This window comes from Mesorhizobium sp. P5_C1 (genome assembly GCF_054049815.1).
In genome coordinates, this window is record NZ_JBFULQ010000476.1 from 1 (window position 1) to 4231 (window position 4231).

3 protein-coding genes and 1 pseudogene are annotated in these 4231 nt (G+C 62.5%); all 4 read right to left on the reverse strand.

Annotated elements, in window-relative coordinates; genetic code table 11:
- Positions 1 to 4 precede the first annotated feature (4 nt).
- Positions 5 to 472 (reverse strand): annotated as a pseudogene (locus ACXJ7R_RS26110) (NAD(P)-binding domain-containing protein); the annotation flags it as partial.
- A gap of 76 nt (positions 473 to 548) precedes the next feature.
- Positions 549 to 2435: an asparagine synthase (glutamine-hydrolyzing) gene (asnB, locus tag ACXJ7R_RS26115; protein ID WP_457154350.1), complete on the reverse strand. Its 1887-nt coding sequence runs from the start codon at positions 2433 to 2435 to the stop codon at positions 549 to 551.
- A gap of 15 nt (positions 2436 to 2450) precedes the next feature.
- Complete coding sequence (locus tag ACXJ7R_RS26120; protein ID WP_457154351.1) at positions 2451 to 3623, reverse strand: glycosyltransferase family 4 protein; 1173 nt, start codon at positions 3621 to 3623, stop codon at positions 2451 to 2453.
- Positions 3620 to 4231 (reverse strand): glycosyltransferase (locus tag ACXJ7R_RS26125; RefSeq protein WP_457154352.1); only part of this gene is annotated, 612 nt, incomplete at its 5' end. The genes ACXJ7R_RS26125 and ACXJ7R_RS26120, both read right to left, overlap by 4 nt.

Below are 4231 nucleotides of genomic sequence, written 5' to 3' on the forward strand. Positions count from 1 at the left end.
GCTAGGGCGAGTAGCCGAGATGGAAATCCACACCCGCCTTCAGCATCGAGGCGCGTTCGAGAACGTGCGCGCAATCCTCCTCTGTGGCGCCGGGATAAACAGTAGACTCATACACCACAAAGTCGCCCTTCTTGAGGGCGCCGCCGACGGTTCCGGAGGCCTTGAGCAGTGCCGACAGATCCGGCCGTCGCGCGGCGTCGATCGGCGTCGGTACCGTTATGATGAAGAAATCGGCCTCGGCTAGCTCGGCGGGATTGTCGGTGAAGCGCAGCGAGGCGGAAAGAACATCCGCAAGCTCCAGTTCGTTGTTGCGATCGATGCCGCCGCGAAGCTCAGCAATGCGGAGGGGATCGATATCGAAACCCAGGACCTTGAAGCCGTTGCGGGCGAAAGCGGTCGCCACCGGGAGCCCAACATAGCCGAGCCCCACCACGGCGATCCGGCGCCTGAGAACGTCAATCACGCTGTTCATGATGTTCTCCCTATGCCTGCGAACAGGCGTTGGATCCAATAATTTCCCACCGTCGAACGGGGCTGCCCAACGCAGATCAACGGGAACATAGCCAATCCTCCAGTTGCACGAGTGAGAACAGACGCTGGCTGTGGTCGCGCGCGCCCGTTGCGTGTTCAGTTACCAGGCGCCGTATTCCCGCGGGCTTGAGTAGGCCGAGCCCTTGGAGGGCCTCGCTCCGCGTCAGCGCTTCAAGCCTCGGCCGCAGTTGCCCGGAGAACCAGACCTGCAACGGTACAGAGAAGCCTTGCTTGCGGCGTTCAAACATTGCGCGCGGCACGTGGCGCGCAAGCAGATCGCGCAGAATGCGCTTTCCGCCGCGCTCGTCCATCAGGAAGTGGTCGGGAAGCGACAGGCCGAATGCAAGGACTTCAGGGTCGAGCAGAGGCGCGCGGGCCTCCAGGCTGTGAGCCATGGTGGCGATGTCGAGCTTCGGCATAAGGTCGTCGGCGAGATAAGTCCGGATGTCAGTGTAGCGCATCTTGCGCAGGGTAGTGCCGCCTGCCCAAGTATACGCGTCGATTAAGATCGTGCTGGCGGGGTCTAGGCCCGCACGTCGCCGTTCGAGCAGCTCGCCATCGTACAAAAACTCCGCTTCCGTCGCGTTGACGAAGGAGCGGAGAGCGGCAAATCGCTCCGCCCGCGAAAGCTCGAGTACCGTCAAGCCGCGCTCGACTCGGCCCATTGTGACGCTGTGTTGACAATGGCGGGCCGCGAGACGAGCCGCCCGGGCCCCAATGCGGGCCACGCTGGCCGGGATTAAGTTCGCCAAGCGGTCGAGGCGTCGCGCATTGCCGTACCAGCTATAGCCGGCGAAACCTTCGTCGCCTCCATCGCCTCCCAGAGCAACGGTGATCGATGGCCTCGCATGCTGGGCCATCGCCCAGAGCGCGAGGGCGGAAGAATCTGCGTAGGGCTCGCCGAAATGTAGCGTCATCCGGGGCAGGATGTCGAGAAGATCCGTCCGCCCACGCAGGGTGTGATGCCGGGTGCCAAGATGGTTCGCAATGGCGGACGAGAACGCGCTCTCGTCGAAGCGGCTGTCTTCGAAGCCCACGCAAAATGTCTCGATCTGCTCGACCGACTGACGCACGGTCGTGGCGGTGACGAGACTGGAATCGATACCACCGCTCAGAAATACCCCCACGGGGACGTCGCTGCGCAGCCGGAGGGCGACGGCCTTATCAAGCTTTTCCTGAAGTTCATCCAAGGCATTCTGATAGGAACCCGAATAGGGCTCGCCGTAATCCGCGGGATCCCAAAATCCGCGCAGGCATAGCCCCCGATGGCCAAGCGTCGCGAGGCTGGCGGCCGGCATCTTAAAGGTATTGCGATAGATTGTGTACGGCGCGGGGATGTAACCCAGAGCGAGATAGATATCGAGCGCCTGTGGCTCGATGCTGTTTACCGCCGTCCCGGCGCGAAGCGCAGTCAGGGAAGAGGCGAAGTACAGGCATTTTCCTTCGACCGTATAGAACAACGGTTTTTTGCCGAGACGATCGCGCGCGAGAAGCAGGGACCCTGACCGATCGTCCCATGCTGCGAACGCAAACATGCCTCGTAACACTTTCACGCTTTCTTCGCCCCGGCGCATGATGAGGCGCAGGAGGATTTCCGTGTCTGATCTGGTGCGGAACATCTCCCCCTCGCCAGCCAGTTCCTCCCGCAATTCGAGGTAGTTGTAGATCTCTCCGTTGAAGGTGATCCCGATGCTCCCGGACTCGTCCAGCATCGGCTGGTTTCCTGTCGCCAAGTCAATAACCGCCAACCTGCGATGCGCGAGAACCGCACGTCCAGATGGCGCAATCCAAAGTCCGGCTCCATCCGGCCCGCGATGCGTCATTCCGGCCGACATTGCCTCGACTCGGCGAGGATCGGGACGGGTCCCGGGGGCGAGGCTTATGCCGCCCGCAATGCCGCACATGTCGAGACCCCGCCGTTAGCGAGCCGAAGAGCGCTCATGCTTCTTCCTCAAAATGGAATGGTATAGCTCCTCATATGCGATCACCATTGCAAGCTGTGAAAAGTTTGACGTAACCCGCTCGCGGCCTTTCGCCGCTAACTGCGAGCGAAGCTCGCTGTCCCGTAAAACGCGCATGACAGCGCTGGCCATCGCGGCGGCATCGCCCGAAGGCACAAGCATGCCGCATGCGCCGCCCGCAAGGAGATCGGGCGTGCCGCCAACGGCGGTCGCCACTACCGGCACGCCGCTCGCCATCGCCTCCAGCAGGCTGATCGAAGTGCCTTCCGAAAGTGACGGCAGGACGAAGACGTCGAGGTCGCGATACAAGGGTGCTGTATCGGCAATCGCTCCAGCGAAAATGACAGACTTGGAAATCCCCATTTCCGAGACGAGCGCTTCGAGTTCTTGGCGCAAGGGTCCCTCCCCCGCAAGCACCAGGCGGGTCTGCGGGAGGGATAGAAGCACCAGCTTCAATGAGGCAAGCAGTAGGGCGTGATTCTTGATCGGATCGAGCCGGGCAACGCAACCGACAAGGGAAGAACCTGGAGCGATGCCGAAACGAGCGTGAATTGTTCCGCTTCGATGGCGCGGTGCGAAGCGCGCCGTGTCGATTCCGTTTGGGAGGACGGTGACCTTCGACGCCGGTATCCGGGTTCGTTGGACGAGATGGCGACGCAACGGCGCCGAGACCGCTACGAYGACGTCCGAATGGAGCGCTCCCCACCAACGCAACAGCTCGCTCTGCCACCCCTCGCCGTAGGCGAAACCGTGCAAGGTGCTAACCTTCGCGGGCACACGGACAGAACAGGACGCCAAAGCAGCTTTGGCCCAAACTGCATTATGCGCGTGGACGACGTGGCAGCCGCGTGCCGCGACATGCGCCCTCAGCTTGGCGTCAGGAAAGAAATTGGGGCGAATGCCGGGACAGCCCACCAGGCTTACCGACACGTCGCTAGCACGAAGAGCCACGGCGAGTTCGCCCTCCTCCTCCAGGCAGGTAATTCCAACCCGATGTCTGCGGGCAGCAAGCCCTAAGGCGAGATCCCGCGCCATCATTTCCATCCCCCCCATTGCCAGGGACGGGAGGACCATCTCGATCCTCAAGCTGGCCTGAGGCGCATCATTCGTTTCATGGCGAATGGCGTTCAAGGGATAGTTCCCGCTGTGACCCGGTCGGGACGCAGCTCACGGTAGAGGCCCAGATGTCGGCAAACCCGCTTATCCAGCGAGAACCGTGCGGCCACCGCGGCTCGCGCCGTCTTCGCGGAAGGGCTTCTTCCGTATTCCAGGGATTGTCTGATCGCCTTGGCCAGCGAGCAGGGGTCGCCTGGGGCGACGATCCGGCCTGCTGCCTCGTCGACTAGGACCTCCGGCACGGCTCCAACGGCGGTTGCAACAACGGGTACATCAGCGCTGAGGGCTTCGAGAAGGACGTTGGGAAGTCCCTCGCTGCGCGAAGGCAGCACGACCAGATCGAGTTGCCGGTACAGCGATCCGACATCCTCGACCGTTCCCAGAAAGTGTATATCCGATTGGATGYCAAGCGCGACTGCCTGCTGCTCCAGCGCCGCGCGCGCGGGGCCGTCGCCGGCAAGGACGATGGAAACCGAGCGGGCCGGCAAGAAAGACACCGCCTGGATCAGCACATCTACGCCCTTCTCCGGACTCAGCCTACCTATTACGCCGATGAGCGGCACCCCGGGGCGCCGAATGGCCCCAAGTTCCACCGGCGAGCTTTCGGACGGGATGGCCAGGAT

Bases quoted from the DNA above. Each gene is read 5' to 3' on its own strand.
- asnB (WP_457154350.1), bottom strand. From the start codon at position 2,435: ATGTGCGGCATTGCGGGCGGCATAAGCCTCGCCCCCGGGACCCGTCCC.